This is a genomic window from Blastococcus sp. SYSU D00695, from assembly GCF_054050555.1.
The window spans coordinates 155,684-177,757 of record NZ_JBJGZP010000002.1; the positions used below are offsets into that span (position 1 = coordinate 155,684).

A 22,074-nucleotide genomic window follows, 5' to 3' on the forward strand; every position below is an offset into this window, starting at 1 on the left:
CGGGACCACCCTCCCGCTGCCGCCGGCCGGCCACCACCTACCGACGGGGGTGCCGGAGCCGCCCGGCCGGGGACTGCGGGAAGCAGACCGCCCCTCCCCCGGTTGTGCCCTGCAACGACCCGCCCGGGGGACCACCGGGCGGCGACCGCCGAACGAGAGGTACCGCGCCCCGTGCCCAGCCAGCCCCTGCCGCTGTCCGTGCTCGACCTCGCCCCGATCGCCCGCGGGCAGACCGCCGGCGAGAGCATCGCCGCCAGCGTCGCGCTCGCGCAGGCCGCGGAGGAGCACGGCTACCGGCGGGTCTGGTACGCCGAGCACCACAACATGCCGACGATCGCGTCGTCGGCGACCAGCGTCCTGATCAGCCACGTCGGCGCGCACACGCGCACCATCCGGCTCGGGTCCGGCGGCGTGATGCTGCCCAACCACTCGCCGCTGACCATCGCCGAGCAGTTCGGCACGCTGGAGGCGATGTACCCCGGGCGCATCGACCTGGGCCTGGGCCGCGCCCCCGGCAGCGACCAGGCCACGATGCGCGCGCTGCGCCGCGACCACACCTCCGCCGACCGCTTCCCGCAGGACGTGCTGGAGCTGCAGGGCTACCTCGCCGGGCAGACGCGGGTGCCCGGGGTGGACGCCGTCCCCGGCAAGGGCTCGCGCGTGCCGCTGTACGTCCTCGGGTCCTCGATGTTCGGCGCATCGCTGGCCGCGGCCCTGGGCCTGCCCTACGCGTTCGCCTCGCACTTCGCCCCGCAGCTGCTGGAGCAGGCGGTCGACGCCTACCGCCGCGAGTTCCGCCCGTCGGAGCAGCTGGCGGAGCCCCACGTCATCGCCGGGGTCAACGTCGTCGCCGCGGACACCACCGAGGCCGCCCGCGCCGACCTGGAGCGGGTGCGCCGCCGGCTGGCCGTGGGCCTGTTCGGCCGGGGGCGGGACCTGACCGACGACGAGGCGGAGCTCCTGCTGGCCGGCGGGGCCGGGGTGCACGTGGACGGCATGCTCACCCACACCGCCGTCGGGACCGGCGCGGAGGTCCGCGCCCAGCTGGCCGCCTTCGGCGAGCGGGCCGGGGCCGACGAGCTGATGGTCGCCTTCCAGACCCCCTCCCCGCAGCGCCGGCTGCGCGCCGTCGCGCTGACCGCGGCGGCGATGGGCGTGACGGAGGAGGTCGAGGTCGCGGACGCCGGGGAGCCGGTCACCGCGTGACCCGCCGCGCCACCGGGTGCGGGTCCCCGGGTCCCGGCAGGATGACCCGGTGAACGTCGAGACCGTCATGCTGCTCCTGCTCGGCGCCGTCGCCGCGACCGTCGTCGTCCACTGGGTCGCCGAGCGCACCGGCCTGCCGGCCGCGGCGGTGCTGACGCTGCTCGGCATCGTCTACGCCGTCCTGCCCGGGCCGAACGTCGAGATCGACCCGCACCTCGTGCTCAGCCTGGTGCTGCCGCCGCTGCTCTACAGCGCCGCCCTGGACTCCTCGCTGCTGGCGATCCGCAAGAACCTGCGCACGGTCGTCAGCCTCTCGGTGCTGCTGGTGTTCGCCACGGCGATCGTCATCGGGATCGGCTTCAGCCTGTTCGTCGCGGGCGCCACGCTGGCCGCGGGCATCGCGCTGGGCGCCGCGGTCGCCCCGCCGGACCCGGTGGCCGCCCTCGCCGTCGGGCGCCGGGTCGGCCTGCCGCCGCGGCTGGTCACCCTCGTGCAGGGCGAGGGCCTGCTCAACGACGCGACCGCGCTGACCATCCTCACCGTGGCCGTCGCCGCCGCGCAGGGCGACGGGTTCTCCACCCCCTCCGCGCTCGGCCGGTTCGTGGTCGCCGCCGCGGGCGGGGTCGCCGTCGGGCTGGCCGTCGCCTACGGGGTGCGGCCGCTGCGCCGGCTGCGGCGCGACCCGCTGGCCAGCAACGCCGTCTCCCTGGCGACGCCGTTCCTGGCCTACCTGCTGGCCGAGTCGGTGCACGTCTCCGGGGTGCTCGCCGTCGTCGTCGCCGGGCTGGTCATCGGGCACAACGCGCCGTACTGGCAGTCGGGGCAGGCGCGGCTGCAGACCCGGGCGGTGTGGCAGCTGGTCGACTACCTGCTGGAGGGCGTGGTCTTCCTGCTGATCGGCCAGCAGCTGCCGGCCGTGATCCGCGGCCTGGGCGAGTACGAGACCTCGACGGTGGTGACCGCGGCCGCGATCACCGTCGGCACCCTGCTGCTGCTGCGCCCGCTGTGGCTGCTGCTCACCGAGTCGCTGCCCGGCTGGATGCACACCCGCCTCGGCGGCGACGGGGCGGACGACGACGTGGCGGGCGGGGCGCCGGTCACCGGCCGGTCGGCCACCGCCTTCGGCGGCGCGCGGCGGGCCGGGCGGCTGACCGGCCGGGAGATCACGGTGCTCAGCTGGGCGGGCACCCGCGGGGTGATCAGCCTGGCCGCGATCTTCACCCTGCCGCTGACCACCGACTCCGGGGCGCCGTTCCCCGACCGCGACCTGCTGCTGTTCTGCGCCTTCCTCGCCGTGCTGGTGACGCTGGTCGGGCAGGGGCTCACCTTCGGCCCGGTGGTCCGCCGGCTGGGTGTGCGGGCGGACGCCGCCGACGAGGCGCGGCTGCGCAACGAGGCGCGGGTGGCCGCGGTGCGCGCCGGCCTGGCCCGCCTCGACGAGATGGACGCCGAGCAGCACAGTGACCTCGAGGACCGGGCGATCGACGGCCTGCGGGCGGCGCTGCGGTCCCGGCTGGACCGCTACGAGCGGCGGCTGTCGGTGCTGCAGTTCGCCGAGGGCGGGGAGATCCCGGTGTCGCCGGAGTACGAGGCGGCCCTCGGCGTCCGCCGGGCCGTGCTCGAGGCCGAGCGGCAGGAGCTGCTGCGCTGGCGCGACGCCGGGCGGCTGCCCGACGAGGAGCTGCGCACGCTGCAGCGGGAGCTGGACCACCAGGAGAACCTGCTGCCCGCCCGGCCGGGCTGAGCCGGCCGGTCAGCCCTCCCCGGCCGGCACCGCGGGCCGCCAGCCGCGCAGGGAGTTGACCAGCGCCAGGCCCTCGGCCCGGTGCAGGTCGGCCGGCACCAGGACCCGCTCGGCCAGGACGCCGGCGGCGACCAGCCGGGCCCGCTCCACCCCGGGCAGGCAGCCGTCCCCGGCCGGCGGGGTCCACCACCGGCCGTCGAGGCGGACGGCGAGGTTGGCCGTGCACGCCTCGGTCAGCTCGCCGCGCTCATTGACCAGCAGCACCTCGTCCGCGTCCGGGTGCCGGGCCCGCCGCCGCTCGTAGGGCTCGCGGCGGGTGGTCTTGTGGTGCGGCCACCACTCCCGCGAGTCGACCGGCTCGTCGTCGATCACCAGCCGCAGCGGCCGCCGGTCGGGCGCCGGCAGCGGGGCGAGCTCGACGGTCAGCCCGCCGTCGCGGGCGCACAGCAGGCGGACCCGGGCGTCGCCGGCCCCGGCCAGCCGGGCGGCCAGCGCGGCCCGCGCGGCGGCCGCGTCGAAGGGGACGCCCAGGAACTGCGCGGAGGCGGCCATCCGGCCCAGGTGCGCGTCGAGCGAGCGCACGCCGCGCCCGGCCTCGTGCCGCATCGTCTCCAGCAGCGCGGCGTCGTCCGGCCGGGTCGCGAGGACGCGCGCCTTGGCCAGCAGCTCGGCGTACTCGGCGTCGGGGCGCGAGCCCCAGGTGATGCCCCCGCCGGCCCCGTAGGTGGCGGTGCCGGCCTGCCGGTCCACCAGCACGGTGCGGATCGCCACGCCGAACCGGGCGCGGAAGGGCGCGCCGGGTGGGGCGACGACGCCGACCGCGCCGCAGTACACCCCGCGCGGTCCGTCCTCGAGCTCGCGGATCAGCTCCATCGCCCGGATCTTGGGCGCCCCGGTCACCGACCCCGAGGGGAACACGGCGCGGAACAGGTCGGCCAGGCCCGTCCCGGGCAGCAGCCGCGAGCTGACGTCGGAGACGAGCTGGTGCACCGTCTCGAAGCGCTCGGGCCGGCACAGCGCGTCGACCGTGACGCTCCCGGTCACGGCGACGCGGGCCAGGTCGTTGCGTACCAGGTCGACGATCATGACGTTCTCGGCGCGCTCCTTCTCGCTGGTCCCGAGCCGGTGGACGGCGTCGGCGTCCTCCGCGGCGGTCCGCCCGCGCGCGGCGGTGCCCTTCATCGGCTGCATGAGCACCCGGTCCCCGGTCCACTCCAGGAACAGCTCCGGGCTGGCGCCGGCCACGACGAAGCGGCCGAGGTCGAGGAACGCGTTGTGTGCGCCCCGCTGGGCGAGGGCGAGGTCGGCGTAGAGCCGCGCCGGGTCCGCCGGGGCCGGCGCGGTCAGCCGGGTGGTCAGGTTGCACTGGTAGACGTCGCCCGCGGCGATGTGCGCGCGGACGGCCTCCACCGCGCGGCGGTGGTGCCCGGGCCCCCACTGCGGGACCCACGGGCCGGTGGGCGGGCCGGCCTCCCCCGCCGGCGCGACGACGTCGACCGTGGCCGGGCCGGGCGAGATGCCGAACCACGCCAGCGGCAGGCCCTCGACCGGCTCGTGCACCGCCAGCGCCGGGTCCAGCCCGGGAGCGGCCTCGGCGGCGACGAAGCCGAAGGCCCAGCGTCCGGCGCGGGTCAGCCGGTCGACCTCGTCGAGGACGGGCACCACGTCCTCGGGCCGGGTGGCCACGAGCTCCCGCTCGACGGCGTCGAAGGCGAGCGCGGTGCCGGCCCGCAGGTCGTCGAAGCGCGCGGAGGGCATCCGGGGTCCCGGCGGGTCAGCCGGCGCGCTCGGGGCTGCGGGCCTCGCGGACCACCATCTCCTGCGCGCAGGAGGCGAGCGCGGCGCCGGAGCGGTCGAACAGCGTGCTGGTGTACCAGCCGCGGCCGGCGGCCAGGGAGGTCCCGGCGTGGTCCATGAGCACCCAGTCGTCCATCCGCACCGGCCGGTGGAACCACACCGCGTGGTCGAGGCTGGCCATCGAACGCACCCGCGGGCCCATCAGGTGCGCCAGGCCGCTGAACAGGTCCGACACGTAGACCAGCACCGCCGCGGCCTCGACCGGGCTGGCCCCGGCGGTGGCCGGCGCCCGCACCCAGGTGCGCATCGGGTGGCCCGGGTGCGCGCGGGGGTCGGGGTCGCGCACCTCCACCCCGGGCAGGATCTCCGGCAGCGGCTGCGCCTGCTCCGGCGGGCACGTCTCCGGCATCGCCACCGACTGCCGGTCAGGGCCGGTCTCCGGGCGCGCGAAGGACGCCGCCATCCGGAAGACGACCCGCTCCTCCTGGCGGGCGACGACGGTGCGGGCCGAGTAGGCGTGCCCGTCGCGGTCGCGCTCCACGGCGAAGTCCACCGGCAGCCGGGCGTCGCCGCGGCGCAGGAAGTAGCCGTGCAGCGAGTGCGGGAGGCGCTCGCCGGCCACCGTGCGGGCGGCGGCGACGAGCGCCTGCGCGGCGACCCGCCCGCCGTAGAGGCCGCCGTCGGAACCGTCGTGGGAGCTGCCGGAGGAACCGTCGGAACCGCCGGGCACCCGGCCCTCGGCGACGAACCGGTCGGGTCCGGCCTCCTCGACGGCGAGCATGCGGGCGAGGGCGCCGCCGGCGTCCACGGCGGTCACGCGGCGACCACGCCCGCGTCGAGCAGGCGGGTGACCTCGTCGGCCGGCACGCCCCAGGCGGCCAGGGCCGCGCGCGTGTCCTGCCCGGACCGCCGGGGGCCGCTGCGCACCGCCCCCGGGGTGCGGGAGAAGCGCGGCGCGGGGGCGGGCTGGGCGACGCCGCCGACCTCGACGTAGGTGCCGCGCGCGGCCAGGTGCGGGTCGGCCGGCGCCTCGGTGAGGCCGAGCACCGGGGTGACGCATGCGTCGGTGCCGGCGAAGTGCCCGGCCCACTCGTCGCGGGTCCGGGTGGCGAAGACCTCCGCCATCAGGCGCCGGTGTTCCGGCCAGGCCGCGACGTCGTGCTGGGCGCCGAGCCGGCCGGTCAGGCCCAGGCCCTCCAGCAGCCGGGCGTGGAACTGCGGCTCGAGGGCGCCGACGGCCACGTGCCGGCCGTCGGCGCAGGCGTAGGTGGTGTAGAACGGCGCCCCGCCGTCGAGCAGGTTGGCCTCGCGCCGGTCGCTCCACACCCCGGCGGCGAGCATGCCGTGGACCATGGTGACCAGGGAGCTGGCGCCGTCGACCATGGCGGCGTCGACCACCTGGCCGCGGCCGCTGGTGGCGCGCTCCAGCAACGCGGCCAGGACCCCGACGAGCAGGAACAGCGAGCCGCCGCCGAAGTCGGCGCCGATGTTCAGCGGCGGGACCGGCCGGTCGGCCGGGCCGATGGCGTGCAGCGCGCCGGTGAGCCCCAGGTAGTTGATGTCGTGCCCGGCCTCCGCGGCGCGGGGACCGGTCTGCCCCCAGCCGGTCATCCGGGCGTACACCAGCCGCGGGTTGCGGGCCAGCGCCTGCTCCGGTCCCAGGCCCAGCCGCTCGGTGACGCCGGGGCGCAGGCCCTCGACCAGGACGTCGGCGGAGTCGAGGAGCCGCAGGACCAGGTCCCGGCCCTCCGGGCGCTTGAGGTCGACGGCGGCGCAGGGGCGGCTGCGGTGCAGCAGGTCGGCGGCCGGCGGCAGCACGGACGTCCCGCCACCGGGCCGGTCGACGCGCAGCACGTCGGCGCCGAGCTCGGCCAGCAGCATGCCGGCGTACGGGCCGGGGCCCAGGCCGGCGAGCTCGACCACGCGGAGCCCGCGCAGCGGCCCCGACGGGGGGTCCACGGCGGCGGGGCGGTCGGTCGGCGCGGGTTCCACGGCAGAGCACGGTAGCGAGCGGCGCCGCGCGCGCCCGCCCGGCCCTCGGCGCCGTGCCCCACCACCGGGGCCGCGGCGGTCAGTCCGGATCGGCTCCAGGGGTGGCCGCGCGCCGCCCGGTGACGAGCGCCGCGCCGGCCTCGCCGAGGGTCACGGTGGTGAAGCCCAGCCCGGTGAGCAGGTGGTCCAGGGTGCGGTTCATCGTCTCCTGCAGCCAGCGCTCGGTCTCCGGCGGGCGCGGCGCCTCGCGGGTGGTGCGCACGTGCTGGGTCCAGGCCACGACGACGCCGTCGTGCAGCGGGCTCGGGGTCAGGCAGACGCCGCCCCGCGCGCGGGTGGCGGTGCGGCCGCTGCAGTCGTGCAGCGGCAGGCCGATCTCGACCAGGGACGCGCCGAGCTGGCACAGCAGCCCGACCAGCGGCGACGCGTCGTCGACGAGCAGGTCCCACTCCTCGCCCACCCGCTCGAGCTCCCCGGACAGGTCGGCCAGCCACGCCCGGTCCTCCGGGGAGGGACGGCGGGCGATGCGGCCGCTCTCGCGGCGGACGCCGAAGGACGGGCTCCCGCCCGCGCCGCCGTCCGGGCTCAGCGGGCCGGTCGCCCACACCGCCTCGGCCTGGTCGGCGTAGGGCCCGGCGAGCACGCGGTCGGCGTCGTCGACCAGCCACCACGCCGGCCCCGCCGGGACCTCCTGGGTGGTCCCGCAGTCGCGCACCGGCCCCGACCCCTGCACGTGGCACCCCCGTTCGTCGCCGTCGCACCGGCCGTGGTCGATCCCGGCTCGGCCCGACGCTGGGGTATCGGCGCCGGACCCGGCGGTCTCCAGTCCCACTTCTGCCAGCGATCGCGCGGAAGGGGGTCAAGGGTTGCCCGTGTCGGGCGGGGTCCAGCCGGTGCCGCACGACCGGGTTCCCCACCTGCGCGGAGACGTGGCGGGGATCGCAATCCCTACCAATCCGATGGACTTGACAGACAACTGGTGCTGGCGTTGGCTCGACGCCGTGCCCGACGCCCCCGCCCTCCACGGCCGGCCGGCCGTGGACCTGCTGCGGGTCGCGAGCGCCCTCTGTCCGGCCGCCTGACGCCGCCCGACCGATCCCACCTCGCGCGCCCGCCGACCGCGGCGGCGCGCCAGCCGTCAGGACTCCCCCGTGACCCTCAGCACCGCCCTGCCCGCCCCGCCCGCCCCGGCCGCCGCCCTGCTGGCCGGCATCACCGCCCCGCCTCCCGCAGCTCCCCGCCAGAGCCCGACCGACCGGGCCGCGGGCGACCGCCCCGCGACCGACCGGGCCACCGCCCGCCGGACCGGCGCCGCCGCGCTGGCCGCCGCCCTCGCCGCCACCCCGGCCGCCTGGGCGGACCTCGTCGAGTACCGCGCCGACAGCCGCTGGACGCACCTGCTCGACCCGGCCACCGCCGCGGCGGCCCTCGACCCGGACCTGCACGCCGACCTGGCCGACGCGCAGGTCTGGCTGCTGTCCTGGCTGCCCGGCCAGGGGACGCCGCTGCACGACCACGGCGGCTCGGCCGGCGCCTTCGCCGTGGTCCGCGGCGAGCTCACCGAGCTCACCGTGACCGCGGCGCGGGGCGGCGGCGTGCACGACGCCGAGGCCGAGCTCCGCGCCGGGCGGATCCGCCCGTTCGGCCCGCACCACGTGCACCAGGTGACCAACGCCGGGGACCTGCCGGCGGTGAGCGTGCACGTCTACTCGCCGCGGCTGACCGTCATGAACACCTACCGGATCGCCGGCCGCGGCCTGCAGCGCACCGGCACCGAGCGGGCCGGCGTCGACTGGTGACCGACAGGCGGCCGACCGAGCCGGCCTGACCCCGCGAGCCCGCGGCCGGGTGGCGGCGTCCGACGGAGGGACGCCACCACCCGGTCCCGCCCGCACGTCACCGCAGCGGCGCCGGCGGGCCGTCGTCGTCGGTCAGCGGCCGCTGGAACCAGGTCACGTCGTGCCAGCGACCGCGCTTGAAGCCCACCCGCTCGAAGGTGCCGACCGGCGTGAACCCCAGCGCCCGGTGCAACCCCTCGCTGGCCGGGTTCGGCAGCGCGATGCCCGCCAGCGCCGTCCGGTACCCGCGCTCGACCAGCCGGGGGAACAGCCGGCCGTACAGGGCCCGGCCCGCGCCCGTGCGCCGCCGCCCGGGCTCGAGGTACACGCTCACGGCGCAGGTCCACCGGTAGGCCTCGCGGGCCATCCACTCGCCGGCGGCGGCGTACCCGACGACCCGCCCGTCGACCTCGGCGACGAGCCACGCGTGCCGCTCCTGCGCGCGGGCGATCCGGCCCGCCATCTCCGCCGCGGTGGGCGCGACCGCCTCGAAGGAGACGGCGGCGTCGGAGACGTAGGGCGCGTATACCGCGGCGCAGGACGCGGCATCGGAGGGCACGGCGTCGCGGACGAGCACTGTGGCACCGTACGAGGCCATGACCGCCGTCCTGTCGATCCAGTCCCACGTCGCCTACGGCCACGTCGGCAACTCCTCCGCGGTGTTCCCCCTGCAGCGGCTGGGGATCGAGGTGTGGCCGGTGCACACCGTGCAGTTCTCCAACCACACCGGCTACGGCGAGTGGCGCGGGCGGGTCTTCGACGGACAGGCGGTCGACGAGGTGGTCGACGGCATCGCCGACCGCGGTGTGCTCGGCGGCTGCGACGCCGTCCTGTCGGGGTACCTGGGGTCGGCCGACATCGGGCACGCCGTCGTCGGCACGGTGGCGCGGGTGCGGGCGGCGAACCCGTCGGCGGTGTACTGCTGCGACCCGGTCATCGGCGACGTCGGCCGCGGCGTGTTCGTCCGCCCCGGCATCCCCGAGTTCATGCGCGAGGTGGCGGTGCCCGCCGCCGACCTGGTCACGCCCAACCACTACGAGCTCGACCTGCTGTCGGGGACGACGACCCGGTCGCTGGCGTCGGTGACGGACGCCGTCGCCGCGGTGCAGGCGCTCGGGCCTCGGGTCGTGCTGACCACCTCGTTGGTCGCCGAGGACACCCCCGACGACGCCGTCGACCTGCTGGCCTCCGAGGGCGGCCGGCACTGGCGGGTGCGCACCCCGCGGCTGGGGGTCTCGGTCAACGGCGCCGGTGACGCCATCGCCGCCCTCTTCCTGGCCCACTGGCTCGACACCCGCTCCGCGGCGGAGGCGCTCGCCCGTGCGAGCGCGTCCGTGCACGGCCTGCTCGCCGCCACGGAGGCGGCCGGGTCCCGGGAGATCCTGCTGGTGGCCGCCCAGGAGGAGTTCGTGTCCCCGAGCCACTCCTTCGAGGTCACCGAGGTCTGACGCCAGCGCTCGTCACCGCCGGCGTCGGAGCGTGTGCGCCGACGAGGGGTTCCCGGGCCCAGAACCCGGCGTCGGCGCACATCGTCCAGCCGTCGGACGCGGCGGCCCCGGCTCAGACCTCCGCGGCGTGCCGCTCGACCGAGGCGAGCAGGTCGCGCAGGTCGTCGGCGATCCGCGCCAGCCGCCCGGCGGGGAGGTCGGCGAGCATCCGCTGCTGCTGGGCCAGCCCGGTGGTGACGGCCTCGTCGATGAGGGCCCGGCCGCTGTCGGTGAGCCGCACGACCAGGGCCCGCCGGTCGGCGGGGTCGGGCGTGCGCGCGACGTGGCCGGCGCGCTCCAACCGGTCCAGCCGGCTGGTCATCCCCCCGCTGCTCAGCATCATCTCGGCGGTCAGCCGCCCCGGCGAGAGGCCCGCGTCGCCGCCGGCCCGGCGCAGGGTGGCCAGGACGTCGAAGTCGGCGCGGGTGATGCCGTGCCGGGCGTGGAAGCGCTCCTGCGCGTCACCGGCCACCCGGGCGGCCCGGTAGATCCGCCCGAAGACCGCCATCGCCTCCGTCTCCAGGTCCGGCCGCTCCACCGCCCACTGGTCGAGGATCGCGTCGACACCGTCCCGCTCGGTCACCTCCCCATCGTCGCACATCCACACGACTCCGAGATACACGCCCACAAGTATCTTGACATCGAGATACATGGCCGCGAACGATCTGCGGCATGACCGCCACCGCCGCACCGCCCCTGCCGGTGGCCGTCCCGACGGCCTCCCGCCGGCCCGGCCTCCTCACCCTCGCCACCGCGCTGGCCCCCGCCACCTGGGGGACGACGTACGTGGTGACCACCGAGTGGCTGCCGCCGGACCGCCCGCTGCTCGTCGCCACCGCGCGGGCGCTGCCGGCCGGGCTGCTCCTGCTCGCCGCCGGGCGCCGGCTCCCCCGCGGCGCCTGGTGGGGGAAGGCCGCCGTCCTCGGGGTGCTCAACACGGGCGCCTTCTTCGCGCTGCTCTTCGTGGCGGCCTACCGGCTGCCCGGTGGCGTCGCGGCGGTCCTCGGCGCCGCCCAGCCCCTGCTCGTCGCCCTGCTCGCCGTGCCGCTGCTCGGCGAGCGGCTGCGCCGGCGGACGCTGCTGCTGGGCCTGCTCGGGGTCGCCGGCGTCGGGCTCATCGTCGTCACCGGCCCGGTCGCCCTCGACCCGGTCGGCGTCCTCGCCGGGCTGGCCGGGACCGCGTGCATGGGCGCCGGCGTCGTCCTCACCCGGCGCTGGGGCCGCCCGGTGCCGGTGCTGGCCTTCACCGGCTGGCAGCTGACCGCCGGCGGGCTGTTCCTGCTCCCCCTCGCGCTCGCCGTCGAGGGGCTGCCGCCGGCCGTGACCGCCGGTCAGGCAGGCGGGCTGCTCCACCTCGCGACGGTCAACACCGCACTGGCCTACGTGCTGTGGCTGCGCGGCGTGGGCGCCCTGCCCACCGCGCGGGTCACGTTCCTCGGCCTGCTGTCCCCCGTGGTCGCGGCCACCGCGGGCTGGGTGCTGCTCCACCAGGCCCTCAGCCCGCTCCAGCTGGCCGGCATGACGGTGGCGCTGGCCACCGTCGTCCTGGCCCAGCGCTCCCCCACCCCTGCTCGAGAGGACCGCTCCTGATGCACGTGTTCCTGACCGGCGGCACCGGCCTGATCGGCTCCGCCGTCCTCACCGCCCTGCTGGACGACGGCGCGACCGTCTCGGCGCTGGCCCGCAGCGACGCCGCCGCCGCGCGGGTCACCGCGGCCGGCGCCACCGCCGTCCGCGGCGACCTGGCCGACGGCCGCCTGCTGGCCGCGGCGGCCCGCGCCGCCGACGCCGTCGTGCACACCGCCTCCCCGGGCGACGCGACCAGCGCGCCGCTGGACGCGGCCCTGCTCGACGCCGTGCTGCCCGCCCTCGCCGGCAGCGGCAAGCCCTACGTGCACACCAGCGGCGCGTGGGTGCTGGGCGACGGCGAGGTGGACGAGTCCACCGCCGCGGCACCACCGGAGCTCACCGCCTGGCGGGTGCCGTCGGACGCCCGGGTGCGCGCCGCGGCGGCCGACGGGGTCCGCTCGGTGGTGATCGCGCCGGGCATCGTGCACACCGCCGGCGCCGGCATCCCCACCGCCGTCGTGGCCGGGGGCCCGCGCACCGCCGACGGCGCGCTCGTGCTGCCCGGCAGCGGGGAGCAGCACTGGACGACCGTGCACGCCGCCGACCTCGGTCGGCTCTACGCGCAGGCGCTGCGGTCGGCCCCGGCCGGCAGCTGGTACCTCGGCGTCAGCGGGCACAACCCGACCGTCCGGGAGATCGGGCTCGCCGCCGGCGGCGGCGCGGCCGTCGTCGGCAGCACCGACGCCGGGACCGTCGCGCGGCTGGGCCTCTTCGGCGCCGCGCTGCTGCTCGACCAGCGGGCGACCGGCGCGCTCGCGCGGGCCGAGCTGGGCTGGCAGCCGAAGGAGCCGACCCTGCTCGAGGAGCTGGCTCAGGGCAGCCGGTAGACGGCGTCCGGCACGTCGGTGACGAACATGTGGCCCGGTGCGTGGGTGATCGCCAGCGGCGGCCGGGACGCGAGGACGGCGGCCTGCGGCGTCACCCCGCAGGCCCAGAACACCGGCACGTCCCCCGGCTGCGCCTCGACCGGGTCACCGTGGTCGGGGGCGGCCAGGTCGGCGATGCCCAGCGCCGCGGGGTCGCCGACGTGCACCGGCGCCCCGTGCACCTGCGGCATCCGCGCCGTCACCTGCACCGCGGTGGCCACCAGCGCTGCCGGGACCGGCCGCATCGACACCACCAGCGGCCCGGACAGGCGTCCGGCCGGCCGGCAGGCCACCGACGTCCGGTACATCGACACGTTGCGGCCCTGCTCGAGGTTGCGCACCGGGACACCGGCGTCGAGCAGGGCGCGCTCGAAGCTGAAGCTGCAGCCGATCAGGAACGCGACGAGGTCCTCGCGCCACACGTCCCGGACGTCGGTCGGCTCGGCCACCAGCTCGCCGTCGCGCCACACCCGGTAGCGCGGCAGGTCGGTGCGCAGGTCGGCGCCGGGCGCCAGCTCCGACCGCGGCGAGCCCGGGTCGGTCACCTCCAGCACCGGCACCGGCCGGGGGTTGCGCTGGGCGAACAGCAGCATGTCCCAGGCCCAGTCCCGCGGCAGGACGACGAGGTTGGCCTGCGTGAACCCCGGCGCGGCGCCGGAGGTGGGCACGGCGAGGCCGGCGCGGTACCGGGCGCGGTGCTCGGCGGGAGCGGCCATGCCCCTCATGCTGGCCCGGTCCCGACGATCCCGCACACAGCGCAAGAACGGTCGGGCGCGCGGGGCGGCCGGCTCGCCAGACTCTCACCGTGACCGAGACCGGCCAGCCCGCCACCGGGCGCGATCGCCTCCGCGAGCTCATCGACGCCGTCCTGGACGAGGACAACCGCACGCTGCCGGACATGGCCGGCGACGCCTACGCCAGCCCGTGGCACTTCAGCCGCCAGGTGACGCGCGGCGCCGGCGAGCCGCCGGTGGCGCTGCGCCGCCGGGTGCTCCTGGAGCGGGCGGCGTGGCAGCTGCGCGAGGGGTCCAGCGTCACCGACGCGGCCTTCGCCGCCGGGTACGACTCGGTCGAGGGCTTCGCCCGCGCGTTCGCCCGCGCCTACGGGCGGACGCCGGGCAGCCTCGGGGAGGGCGGGGACGGCGGGGCCACCGCCCGGCGCACCCGCGACGAGCACTGGCTGCCGGCACCCAACGGCATCCACTTCCACCCGCCGACCTCGCTGTGGGTCGCCGCCGCGGAGGGGGCGCCGGCGCCCGGCCGCGGCCCGTCCGACGAGGTCGGCGCGCTGATGGTGCACCACGACGTCGAGGACACCCGGGCGCTGCTGGAGACCGCCAAGGGCCTCGACGACGAGGCCTACCGGCGGCCGCGGCTGCCCGGCTGGACGGTGCTGCCCTGGGACGGCGCCGAGGAGTCGCTCGCGGCGCTGCTGGAGATGCTCGTGTGGAGCAAGGAGGTGTGGCTGGCCTCGATCGAGGGCGCCGACCACCCCGCCCGCGGCGCCGACGACCCCGCCGCCCTGCTCGCCCGGCACGACGCGGTCGCCCCGCGCTGGCTCGCCGCCGTCCGCGACATCGCCCGCCGCGGCGCCTGGGGCGACCGGCTCGTCGACGCCCTGTGCGAGCCGCCCGAGACCTTCGTGCTCGGCAGCGTGGTCGCCCACGTCCTCACCTACTCGGCGCACCGGCGGCTGCTGGTGCGCCACCTGCTGCGCGACGCCGGTGTCGCGACCGACACCGGTGACCCGATCGACTGGCTCACGAGGAGAGACCGATGACCCGCACCGTCTACAACACCGCCACGACCCTCGACGGCTTCATCGCCACCGAGGACCACTCGCTGGACTGGCTGCTGTCCCGGCAGATCGACGCCGACGGGCCGATGAGCCACCAGGAGTTCGAGAAGCGGGTCGGCGCGATCGTGATGGGGTCGAGCACCTACCGCTGGGTGCGCGCGCACGAGCCCGACTCGTGGGCGTACGCGATGCCGGCGTGGGTGCTGACCCACCGCAGCGACCTGGTGCCCTACCCCGGCGCGGACATCCGGATCACCGCGGCCGACACCCGCGAAGAACTGAGGGCCCTGCACGCGGAGATGGTCGCCGCCGCCGGGGACCGGGACGTGTGGGTCGTCGGCGGCGGCGACCTGGCCGGCCAGTTCGCCGACGCCGGCCTGCTCGACGAGGTGGTCGTCTCGATCGCGCCGGTCACCCTCGGCGCCGGCGCCCCGCTGCTGCCCCGGCACGTCGAGCTGACCCGCACGGAGTGGGCGGTCAACGGCGAGTTCGTGGTCGTCCGGTACGACGTCGTGAAACCCGCTTGAGCCGCTGCCCGATGCTGGTGGGGTGCGGCTGACCTTCGAGCGGATGCCCGACCGGCGGGCCGTGGAGTCCCTGGTCGAGCGGGACGACGGCGTGGTGTTCGCGATCCGCGGCGCCGGCGGCGGCCCCGACCTGCCGCACGACCTGGTGCACGCGCTGGTCGAGGCCGAGCTCGGGATCCGCGACGGGATCTGGGGCTGCGTGGCCGACGGCGCGGTGTGGACGACGATGCGGCACGTGTCGGGCCGCCGTCCGCCGCACGCCGCCGACCGGTCGGCCCGGCTCAAGCGCGAGCGCGCCGCGGCGATCGGGCGGGCCGAGGCGCTCGCGGACCTGGTGCACCGGCTCGCCGACGGCGCGGAGGTGCTGCCCGGTGAGTCCGGCCGCACCGGCGTCCCGCCCGAGCGGCTGGCCGCGGCCGCCGCGGTCCTGCGGGCCGCGGGGCGGCGGTGGGCGGCGCTGGCGCCGGGCGAGGTGTGGGTGCAGGAGTGGCCGGCCCGCCGCCGCTGACCAAGATGTCCGGTGTGGACGGCGTGGTGGACCTGAACTCCGACCTGGGCGAGGGCTTCGGCCGGTGGGCCCTCGGCGACGACGAGGCGCTGCTGGGCGTGGTGACCAGCGCCAACGTCGCCTGCGGCTTCCACGCCGGCGACCCGGTGATCCTGCGCCGGGTGTGCGAGCGGGCCGCGGCGGCCGGGGTCGCGGTGGGGGCGCAGGTCTCCTACCGCGACCTGGCCGGGTTCGGCCGGCGCTTCGTCGACGTCGACCCGCACGAGCTCACCCAGGACGTGCTGTACCAGGTGGGCGCGCTGGAGGCGTTCGCGCGGGTGGCCGGCACCCGCGTCCGCTACGTCAAGCCGCACGGGGCGCTGTACAACGCGGTCGTCGGGCACGAGGAGCAGGCCGCGGCGCTCGTGCGGGCGGTGGCCGAGTACGACCGGACCCTGCCGGTGCTCGGCCTGCCCGGCTCCGCGTTCCTCCGGCAGGCCGCCGCGGCCGGCCTGACCGTCGTCACCGAGGCCTTCGCCGACCGGGCGTACACGCCCGGGGGCACGCTGGTCCCCCGCCGCGAGCCGGGTGCGGTGCTGCACGACGCGGACGAGATCGCGGCCCGCTGCGTGGCCATGGCCCGCGGCGAGCCGATCGCCGACGTCTCCGGGGGCGCGCTGCTCGTGCGGCCGGGGTCGATCTGCGTGCACGGCGACACCCCGGGCGCGGTGGCGATCGCCCGCCGGGTGCGCGCGGAGCTCACCGCGGCCGGGGTCGCCCTGGCCCCGTTCGCGGGCGCCTGAATGCGGGTCCTGCCCAGCGGGTCGGCCGCGCTGCTGGTGGAGCTCGACTCGCTGGACGAGGTGCTCGGCCTGTACGCCGCGCTGGTGGCCGACCCGCTGCCCGGGGTGGTGGACGTCGTCCCGGCGGCGCGGACGGTCCTGCTCGTCACCGACCCCGCCGTCGCGGCGCTGCCCGAGGTCGAGGCCGCGGTGCGGCGGGTGCGCCCGCGGCCCGGGCGGGTGGGCACCGGGGAGTCCGTGGAGCTGCCGGTGCACTACGACGGCGCCGACCTGGCCGACGTCGCCGCGCTGTGGGGCGTCGCCCCCGACGACGTCGTCGCCCGGCACACCGGCGTCTCCTGGACCGTCGCCTTCTGCGGCTTCGCCCCGGGCTTCGGCTACTGCACGCCGGACGGGGAGCCGTGGGACGTGCCCCGGCGCACCACCCCGCGCACCCGCGTGCCGGCCGGCGCGGTGGGCCTGGCCGGCCCGTTCAGCGGCGTCTACCCGCGGGAGTCCCCGGGCGGCTGGCAGCTGATCGGCCGCACCGACGTCGCCGTGTTCGACCTGGCGCGCGACCCGGCCGCGCTGCTGCGGCCCGGCGTGCGCGTGCGGTTCGTGCCGGCATGACCCGCACGGTCACCGTCCTGGCCACCGGCCCGCTCACGACGGTGCAGGACCTCGGCCGGCCGGGCCGGGGCGCGCTCGGCGTGGGCCGCTCGGGGGCGGCCGACCGGGCCGCCGCGGCGCTGGCGAACCGGCTGCTCGGCAACGACCCGGACGCGGCCCTGCTGGAGGTCACCCTCGGCGGGCTCGTGCTGCGGGCGGACGCCGACCTGCTCGTGGTCACCACCGGCGCCCGCTGCCCCGGGAGCCCGGCGCACAACGCGCCGGCGCTCCTCCCGGCGGGCGCGCGGCTGCGGCTGGGCGCACCCGGGACGGGGCTGCGCACCTGCGTGGGGGTGCGCGGGGGGATCGCCGTCGAGCCGGTGCTGGGGTCGCGCGCCACCGACCTGCTGTCCGGGCTCGGGCCACCGGTCGTGTCGGCCGGCGACGTGCTGGCGGTGGGTCCGCCGTCCGGGCCGCTGCCCGGCGTGGACCTCGCGCCGCTGCCCGACCCGCCCGGCGGCGAGGTCGCCGTGCGGGTGCTGCCCGGCCCGCGCCGGGACTGGTTCGGCGGGGACGCGTGGGCGTCGCTCACCGCGCAGGCCTGGGTGGTCACCGCCGAGAGCAACCGGGTCGGGCTGCGGCTGGACGGCGAGCCGCTGCACCGCGCGCGGGCCGGCGAGCTGCCCAGCGAGGGGATGGTGCGCGGCGCGCTGCAGGTGCCGCCGTCGGGGCTGCCGGTGCTGTTCCTCGCCGACGCGCCGGTCACCGGCGGGTACCCGGTCCTCGCCTACGTCGCCGACGCCGACGTCGACCGGTGCGCGCAGCTGCGGCCGGGACAGGTCCTGCGCCTGCGCGGCTGACCCGGCGGCCGGGCCCCCGGCGGCCGGCTCGGCCACCTGCTCGGGCGACAGCTCGGCCGACTGCTCGGTGAGGAGCTCGGCCCAGGCGTCGAGCACGGTCCCCGCGGCCCCGCTGTCGCACAGCTGGGCCTGCAGCGCCGCGGTGGCCTCCGCGTACCGGGCCCGGAAGCCCTCGTGGACGGTCAGCCGCTCGGCCAGGGCGCTGCCGCCGGTCCGCCGCGCGGTGGCGCGGGAGACGCCGTCGTGGTCCCAGGGCACCAGCTCGAAGCGGCCGGTCTCCTCGTGCCAGCGCAGGTAGGAGTTGTTGCCGCGGGGGCCGAGCGCGGCCTCGCCGGCGAGCAGGTCCTCGAACGCGAGGTAGGTGGCGACGGCCTCGACGTCCAGCTCGCCGAGCTCGGCGGCGAGGGTGTCGTCGTCGGCGCGGCCCAGGTGCGCCAGCAGCTCGGGCAGGTCCCCACCGGCGGCGGACGGCGATCCCGGCGCCACCGGGGCGGGCGCGGGCGGAGCGGGACGGGGCGGCGGCGAGGACCTCATGCCCCCAGGCTCGGCCCGCCGGATGACCTGCGGCTGCCGGTCGGCTGTGGCGGCCCTGTGAGGGACGGTGCGGCCCCGCGCCGTCGCCGTGGCCCCGGGTGCCCTCAGTCCCCGGACGACGGCCGGAGCTCGGCCAGGATCTCCGCCGCGACCCGGAAGGCGTGGTTGGCGGCCGGCACGCCGGCGTAGACGGCGGCGTGCTGCAGCACCTCCGCGATCTCCTCGTCGGACAGGCCGTTGCGCACCGCGGCGCGCACATGGAGGGCGAACTCGTCCCAGTGCCGCAGCGCGATCGTGATCGACAGGGTCGCGATGCTGCGCTCGCGGCGGGACAGCCCGGGCTGCTGCCACACCTCCCCCCAGGCCACGCGGGTGATGAAGTCCTGGAACCCGGCGGTGAACGGCGTGGTGCCGGCGACGGCCCGGTCGACGTGCGCGTCGCCCAGCACCTCGCGCCGGGTGCGCATGCCCGCCTCGCGCCGGGTCTCGTCGGTGGCCGGCCGCTCCTCGCTCACCGGGCCCGCCCCTCGAGGTGGGCGAGCAGCGCGCTCGTGACCTCGAGCGGGCGCTCCAGGTTGGCCAGGTGCGCCGCGGGGCTGACCGAGAGCAGCGCCGCGCCCGCGATCCCGGCGGCGATGGCCTCCTGGTGCGCCGGCGGCAGCGCCGGGTCCTCGGCGCCGGAGACGACGAGCGTCGGCGCGGTGATCCGGGCCAGGTCCGCGCGCAGGTCCAGCCCGGCGACGACCTCGCAGCAGGCGGCGTACCCCTCGTCGTCGGCGCCGGCGACCATCGCCTCCAGCCGGGCGACGAGATCGGGGTGCTCCGCGGCGTACGCCGGGGTGAGCCAGCGGCCGACGACCGCGGGCGCGAACCCGGCGGTGCCCGACGCGCGCGCCGCCGCCGCGCGGTCGAGGAAGCCCGGCGCCTCGGTCCTCGCGGAGCTGCACAGCACGGCCAGCCGGTCCACCCGCGCGGGCTCGCGGGCGGCCAGCCGCAGCGCCGTCATCCCGCCCAGCGACAGCCCGGCCACCGAGGCCCGGCGCGCCCCCAGCCGGTCCAGCAGCGCGACGACGTCGTCGACCAGGTCGTCGAGCGTGTACGGCCCGGGCGGCGCCGCGGACTCCCCGTGGCCGCGGGTGTCGTAGGTGACCACGCGGTACCGCTCGGCGAGCGCCGGCACCTGCGGGTCCCACATGCCGCGGGTGGCGCCCAGCGAGTTCGAGAGGACGACGACCGGCGCGCCGGCCGGCCCGTCCGCGGTGTACGCGACCTCGACGGCGGTCATGCCCGTGTCCCCGTCCCCGTCATGCGTCCCCCTCCGTGAGCCGGCGGTGCTCGGCCAGGGCGGCGTCCACCTGGGCCCCCGCCTCGCCGACGTCCAGTTCGGCGGCCGCCGGGATCGCGCGCGCCGCGGCGGCCACGGTGGCGGCCATCCGCGCGGGGTCCGGGCGCAGGCTCGCCAGGCTCTCGGCCAGCCACGACGCCGCTGACCCCACCGTGACCAGCAGGTCGGTCAGCGTCGGCCACTCGGCGTGCCAGGCCCCGGCGGCCCGCTCGTGCTCCTGCTCCATCGCGGCGAACAGCGTCGCGACGAGCCCGGGGGCGCGGCGGGCGCAGGCCCGGGCCGAGACCGCCGCGACCGGGTTGTGCTTGTGCGGCATCGCCGACGACCCGCCGCGGGTGTCACTGACCTCCGCGGCCTCGCCGACCTCGGTCTGGGCGAGCAGGACCACGTCGACGGCGACCGTCGCCACCGCCCCCGCGGCCGTCCCGAGCGCGCCGGCCAGGTCGGCGACCGGCAGCCGGACGGTGTGCCAGGCGACGGCGGTGGTCCCCAGGCCCAGCTCCGCGGCGAGCGCCTCGCGCACCTGCACCCCGGCGCCCGCGCTGGCGGCCAGCGTGCCGACCGCGCCGCCGTACTGCACCGGGAGCGTCGCGACGACCTCGGCCAGCCGCAGCCGGGCGCCGTCGAGGGCGGCCAGCCAGCCGGCGGCCTTGAGCCCGAACGTCGTCGGCAGGCCCTGCTGCAGCAGCGTGCGGCCCATCAGCACGTCGTCGCGGTGGGTGCGGGCCAGTCCGGACGCGGACTCCGCGGCCGCGGCGAGGTCGGCGTCGAGCGCGCCGATCGCCGCGCGGCTCATCAGCAGCAGCGCGGTGTCGACGACGTCCTGGCTGGTGGCACCGACGTGCACCGCGACCGCGTCGCGCTCCCCCACCGCGTCGGCGAGCGCGCGCACCAGCGGCGGCACCGGGTTGCCGGCGTCGGCGGCGCGGGCCACCACGGTCGCGAGGTCCAGCCGTGCCGGGTCGGCGCAGACCGCGGCCACCGCGTCGGCGGCGGTGGCGGGCACCAGCCCGACGCGGGCGGCGGCGCGGGCCAACGCCGCCTCCACGGCCAGCAGCGCCCGCAGCCACGCGTCGCCGCCGACCGCCGCGGCGACCCCGCCGCGGGCGAACGTGCCGTCGAGGAGGCTCGTCACGCCGCCCTGCCTACCAGCCGCGGCCGCGCCCCGCTCAGACGGCGAAGAACACGGTCTCGGCCTCGCCCTGCAGCCGGACGTCGAAGCGGTAGCCGTCGTCCGCGGGCGTGGCCAGCAGCGTGGCGCGCCGGTCCTCGGGCAGCCCGCGCAGGACGGCGTCGGCGGTGTTGGCCTCGACCTCGTCGGCGAAGTAGACGCGGGTGACCACCCGGTCGAGCAGGCCGCGGGCGAAGACCGAGACGTCCACGTGCGGCGCCTGCAGCCCGCCCTCGCCGTCGGGCACCCGGCCGGGCTTGAGCGTGAAGACGGCGAACTCCCCGGTGACCGTCTGCGCGCGGGCGTACCCGCGGAAGCCGGGGTACGTCGCCGCGCCGCGGGGGTCCTCGGGCGAGGGGAAGCGGCCCTCGGGGTCGGCCTGCCAGGTCTCGACCAGCGCGTCGGGCACCACGTCGCCGGCGCCGTCGAGCACCCGGCCGCGGATCCAGACGCCGCCCGCGCTGCCCTCCGCGGCGGCCCACGGGCCGTCCGGCCAGGTCAGCCCGATCGCCAGGTAGGGGCCGGCGGTGGCGCTGGGTGTCGTGCCCAGCCGCAGGGGTCCGCTGCGGAAGCCGGAGCCGCGCGGCCCGGAGCGGGGCTGGAGGGGGCCCGGCGGGTCGGCGGGCACGTCCAGGGTGTTCACGCGACGTCCCCGTCGTCTGGGCCGTCGGAGTGGGCCTCGAACGGGGTCTGCTCGGCGCCGCGCAGCACGACGTCCCACTCGTAGGCCAGCGCCCAGTCGGGCCGGGTGCGCTCCAGGGAGAACCGGCTGACCGCGCGGTGCCGGGCCGCCGCCGGGATGGCGCAGAAGACCGGGTCCTGCCCGAACAGCGGGTCGTCCGGGAAGTACATCTGCGTGACCAGGCGCTGGACGAAGGCCCGCCCGGAAAGCGAGAAGTGGATGTGCGCCGGCCGCCAGGCGTTGGGGTGGTTGCCCCACGGGTAGGCGCCCGGCCTGACCGTCAGGAACTCGTACCGGCCCAGGGAGTCGGTGACCACCCGCCCGAGGCCGTCGAAGTGCGGGTCCAGCGGCGCCGGCCAGGTGTCGGCGACGTGCCGGTAGCGGCCGGCGGCGTTGGCCTGCCACACCTCGACCAGCGCGCCGGGCACCGGGCGGCCGTCGCTGTCGAGCACCCGGCCGTGCACCAGGACCCGCTGCCCGAGCGCCTCGCCCCCGTTGCGCCAGGTGAGGTCGGCGTCCTCCGGCCGCACGCGGTCCTCGCCGAGGACCGGGCCGGTGACCTCGGTGAGCCGCTGCGGCAGGTCGACCGGCGTCCGCAGCGGGGCCCGCAGGGCGGTGCTCCGGTAGTCCCGGTACGCCAGCGGCACCCGCTGCGCGGGGTCCTGCCGCGGGTAGCGCGGCAGGACCGGCCCGCCGTCGGACGTGCTGGGCGTCATGCGA

The 22,074-nt window shown here is 78.0% G+C and carries 25 protein-coding genes; 13 read left to right on the top strand and 12 right to left on the bottom strand.

What is annotated here, in order from left to right; translation table 11 throughout:
* Positions 1–171 precede the first annotated feature (171 nt).
* Together ACI781_RS02225 and ACI781_RS02230 are read left to right on the top strand one after the other, a co-directional pair.
* Positions 172–1,206, top strand: coding sequence for an LLM class flavin-dependent oxidoreductase (locus ACI781_RS02225; protein ID WP_456564447.1), 1,035 nt, complete (start codon positions 172–174; stop codon positions 1,204–1,206).
* Positions 1,207–1,255: 49 nt separating this feature from the next.
* A complete protein-coding gene (locus ACI781_RS02230) occupies positions 1,256–2,950 on the top strand; it encodes a cation:proton antiporter (protein WP_456564448.1) in 1,695 nt (564 codons plus the stop codon).
* Between the two features lie 9 nt (positions 2,951–2,959).
* On the opposite strand, the gene ACI781_RS02235 is transcribed toward ACI781_RS02230, so the two are convergent.
* The 4 genes from ACI781_RS02235 to ACI781_RS02250 form a co-directional block, all read right to left on the bottom strand.
* A complete protein-coding gene (locus ACI781_RS02235; RefSeq protein WP_456564449.1) occupies positions 2,960–4,708 on the bottom strand; it encodes a chorismate-binding protein in 1,749 nt (582 codons plus the stop codon).
* A gap of 16 nt (positions 4,709–4,724) precedes the next feature.
* Positions 4,725–5,564: an acyl-CoA thioesterase gene (locus tag ACI781_RS02240; RefSeq protein ID WP_456564450.1), complete on the bottom strand. Its 840-nt coding sequence runs from the start codon at positions 5,562–5,564 to the stop codon at positions 4,725–4,727.
* A complete protein-coding gene (locus ACI781_RS02245) occupies positions 5,561–6,739 on the bottom strand; it encodes a CaiB/BaiF CoA transferase family protein (protein ID WP_456564451.1) in 1,179 nt (392 codons plus the stop codon). Before ACI781_RS02245 ends, ACI781_RS02240 begins: the two co-directional genes overlap by 4 nt.
* A gap of 79 nt (positions 6,740–6,818) precedes the next feature.
* Positions 6,819–7,454: a hypothetical protein gene (locus tag ACI781_RS02250; protein WP_456564452.1), complete on the bottom strand. Its 636-nt coding sequence runs from the start codon at positions 7,452–7,454 to the stop codon at positions 6,819–6,821.
* A gap of 244 nt (positions 7,455–7,698) precedes the next feature.
* On the opposite strand from ACI781_RS02250, the gene ACI781_RS02255 reads away from it, so the two are divergent.
* Together ACI781_RS02255 and ACI781_RS02260 are read left to right on the top strand one after the other, a co-directional pair.
* Complete coding sequence (locus ACI781_RS02255; protein WP_456564453.1) at positions 7,699–7,821, top strand: putative leader peptide; 123 nt, start codon at positions 7,699–7,701, stop codon at positions 7,819–7,821.
* Positions 7,822–7,890: 69 nt separating this feature from the next.
* The gene (locus tag ACI781_RS02260) at positions 7,891–8,538 is read left to right on the top strand and encodes a cysteine dioxygenase (protein ID WP_456564454.1); all 648 of its coding nucleotides are present in this window, start codon (positions 7,891–7,893) and stop codon (positions 8,536–8,538) included.
* A gap of 97 nt (positions 8,539–8,635) precedes the next feature.
* On the opposite strand, the gene ACI781_RS02265 is transcribed toward ACI781_RS02260, so the two are convergent.
* On the bottom strand, positions 8,636–9,175 hold the full coding sequence (locus tag ACI781_RS02265) for an N-acetyltransferase family protein (protein ID WP_456564455.1): 540 nt from the start codon (positions 9,173–9,175) through the stop codon (positions 8,636–8,638).
* Between ACI781_RS02265 and pdxY the strand changes: the two genes are divergently transcribed.
* Positions 9,174–10,025: a pyridoxal kinase PdxY gene (gene pdxY / locus ACI781_RS02270; RefSeq protein ID WP_456564456.1), complete on the top strand. Its 852-nt coding sequence runs from the start codon at positions 9,174–9,176 to the stop codon at positions 10,023–10,025. The genes ACI781_RS02265 and pdxY overlap by 2 nt on opposite strands.
* Positions 10,026–10,137: 112 nt before the next feature.
* Here pdxY and ACI781_RS02275 read toward each other — a convergent pair whose 3' ends face one another.
* Complete coding sequence (locus ACI781_RS02275) at positions 10,138–10,647, bottom strand: MarR family winged helix-turn-helix transcriptional regulator (RefSeq protein WP_456564457.1); 510 nt, start codon at positions 10,645–10,647, stop codon at positions 10,138–10,140.
* A gap of 89 nt (positions 10,648–10,736) precedes the next feature.
* Here ACI781_RS02275 and ACI781_RS02280 point away from each other — a divergent pair, with 89 nt between their 5' ends.
* The gene (locus tag ACI781_RS02280) at positions 10,737–11,654 is read left to right on the top strand and encodes an EamA family transporter (protein WP_456564458.1); all 918 of its coding nucleotides are present in this window, start codon (positions 10,737–10,739) and stop codon (positions 11,652–11,654) included.
* Entirely contained in the window at positions 11,654–12,520 is an 867-nt protein-coding gene (locus ACI781_RS02285; protein ID WP_456564459.1) for an NAD-dependent epimerase/dehydratase family protein, read from the top strand. The genes ACI781_RS02280 and ACI781_RS02285 overlap by 1 nt, the downstream gene beginning before the upstream one ends.
* Here ACI781_RS02285 and ACI781_RS02290 read toward each other — a convergent pair.
* The gene (locus tag ACI781_RS02290; protein ID WP_456564460.1) at positions 12,505–13,275 is read right to left on the bottom strand and encodes a putative hydro-lyase; all 771 of its coding nucleotides are present in this window, start codon (positions 13,273–13,275) and stop codon (positions 12,505–12,507) included. The genes ACI781_RS02285 and ACI781_RS02290 overlap by 16 nt on opposite strands.
* Before the next feature lie 89 nt (positions 13,276–13,364).
* On the opposite strand from ACI781_RS02290, the gene ACI781_RS02295 reads away from it, so the two are divergent.
* The 6 genes from ACI781_RS02295 to ACI781_RS02320 are packed head-to-tail and all read left to right on the top strand — an operon-like array spanning position 13,365 to position 17,622.
* Entirely contained in the window at positions 13,365–14,339 is a 975-nt protein-coding gene (locus ACI781_RS02295; RefSeq protein ID WP_456564461.1) for a helix-turn-helix domain-containing protein, read from the top strand.
* On the top strand, positions 14,336–14,884 hold the full coding sequence (locus ACI781_RS02300; protein WP_456564462.1) for a dihydrofolate reductase family protein: 549 nt from the start codon (positions 14,336–14,338) through the stop codon (positions 14,882–14,884). Before ACI781_RS02295 ends, ACI781_RS02300 begins: the two co-directional genes overlap by 4 nt.
* Positions 14,885–14,906: 22 nt before the next feature.
* A complete protein-coding gene (locus ACI781_RS02305) occupies positions 14,907–15,392 on the top strand; it encodes a hypothetical protein (protein WP_456564463.1) in 486 nt (161 codons plus the stop codon).
* On the top strand, positions 15,371–16,174 hold the full coding sequence (locus tag ACI781_RS02310) for a LamB/YcsF family protein (protein WP_456564464.1): 804 nt from the start codon (positions 15,371–15,373) through the stop codon (positions 16,172–16,174). Before ACI781_RS02305 ends, ACI781_RS02310 begins: the two co-directional genes overlap by 22 nt.
* On the top strand, positions 16,175–16,783 hold the full coding sequence (locus ACI781_RS02315; protein WP_456564465.1) for a 5-oxoprolinase subunit B family protein: 609 nt from the start codon (positions 16,175–16,177) through the stop codon (positions 16,781–16,783). It begins immediately after the preceding gene.
* A complete protein-coding gene (locus ACI781_RS02320) occupies positions 16,780–17,622 on the top strand; it encodes a 5-oxoprolinase subunit C family protein (protein ID WP_456564466.1) in 843 nt (280 codons plus the stop codon). The genes ACI781_RS02315 and ACI781_RS02320 overlap by 4 nt, the downstream gene beginning before the upstream one ends.
* A gap of 638 nt (positions 17,623–18,260) precedes the next feature.
* Here ACI781_RS02320 and pcaC read toward each other — a convergent pair.
* Genes pcaC through pcaH form a run of 5 tightly spaced genes read right to left on the bottom strand, consistent with a single transcriptional unit; the run spans position 18,261 to position 22,070 of the window.
* Positions 18,261–18,671, bottom strand: a complete 411-nt coding sequence (gene pcaC, locus ACI781_RS02325) for a 4-carboxymuconolactone decarboxylase (RefSeq protein WP_456564467.1) — start codon at positions 18,669–18,671, stop codon at positions 18,261–18,263.
* Entirely contained in the window at positions 18,668–19,441 is a 774-nt protein-coding gene (pcaD, locus tag ACI781_RS02330) for a 3-oxoadipate enol-lactonase (RefSeq protein ID WP_456564468.1), read from the bottom strand. Before pcaD ends, pcaC begins: the two co-directional genes overlap by 4 nt.
* A gap of 19 nt (positions 19,442–19,460) precedes the next feature.
* The gene (gene pcaB, locus ACI781_RS02335; RefSeq protein WP_456564469.1) at positions 19,461–20,636 is read right to left on the bottom strand and encodes a 3-carboxy-cis,cis-muconate cycloisomerase; all 1,176 of its coding nucleotides are present in this window, start codon (positions 20,634–20,636) and stop codon (positions 19,461–19,463) included.
* A 34-nt stretch (positions 20,637–20,670) separates the two neighbouring features.
* Positions 20,671–21,315, bottom strand: a complete 645-nt coding sequence (gene pcaG, locus ACI781_RS02340) for a protocatechuate 3,4-dioxygenase subunit alpha (RefSeq protein ID WP_456564470.1) — start codon at positions 21,313–21,315, stop codon at positions 20,671–20,673.
* Complete coding sequence (pcaH, locus tag ACI781_RS02345) at positions 21,312–22,070, bottom strand: protocatechuate 3,4-dioxygenase subunit beta (RefSeq protein ID WP_456564471.1); 759 nt, start codon at positions 22,068–22,070, stop codon at positions 21,312–21,314. The genes pcaG and pcaH overlap by 4 nt, the downstream gene beginning before the upstream one ends.
* Between the last annotated feature and the right edge of the window lie 4 nt (positions 22,071–22,074).

Coding starts and splice junctions, on each gene's coding strand:
- ACI781_RS02320 (WP_456564466.1), top strand. CDS start 16,780: ATGACCCGCACGGTCACCGTCCTGGCCACCGGCCCGCTCACGACGGTG.
- ACI781_RS02315 (WP_456564465.1), top strand. CDS start 16,175: ATGCGGGTCCTGCCCAGCGGGTCGGCCGCGCTGCTGGTGGAGCTCGAC.
- ACI781_RS02235 (WP_456564449.1), bottom strand. CDS start 4,708: ATGCCCTCCGCGCGCTTCGACGACCTGCGGGCCGGCACCGCGCTCGCC.
- pcaH (WP_456564471.1), bottom strand. CDS start 22,070: ATGACGCCCAGCACGTCCGACGGCGGGCCGGTCCTGCCGCGCTACCCG.
- ACI781_RS02265 (WP_456564455.1), bottom strand. CDS start 9,175: ATGGCCTCGTACGGTGCCACAGTGCTCGTCCGCGACGCCGTGCCCTCC.
- ACI781_RS02290 (WP_456564460.1), bottom strand. CDS start 13,275: ATGGCCGCTCCCGCCGAGCACCGCGCCCGGTACCGCGCCGGCCTCGCC.
- pcaD (WP_456564468.1), bottom strand. CDS start 19,441: ATGACCGCCGTCGAGGTCGCGTACACCGCGGACGGGCCGGCCGGCGCG.
- ACI781_RS02255 (WP_456564453.1), top strand. CDS start 7,699: ATGGACTTGACAGACAACTGGTGCTGGCGTTGGCTCGACGCCGTGCCC.
- ACI781_RS02280 (WP_456564458.1), top strand. CDS start 10,737: ATGACCGCCACCGCCGCACCGCCCCTGCCGGTGGCCGTCCCGACGGCC.
- ACI781_RS02300 (WP_456564462.1), top strand. CDS start 14,336: ATGACCCGCACCGTCTACAACACCGCCACGACCCTCGACGGCTTCATC.
- ACI781_RS02285 (WP_456564459.1), top strand. CDS start 11,654: ATGCACGTGTTCCTGACCGGCGGCACCGGCCTGATCGGCTCCGCCGTC.
- pdxY (WP_456564456.1), top strand. CDS start 9,174: ATGACCGCCGTCCTGTCGATCCAGTCCCACGTCGCCTACGGCCACGTC.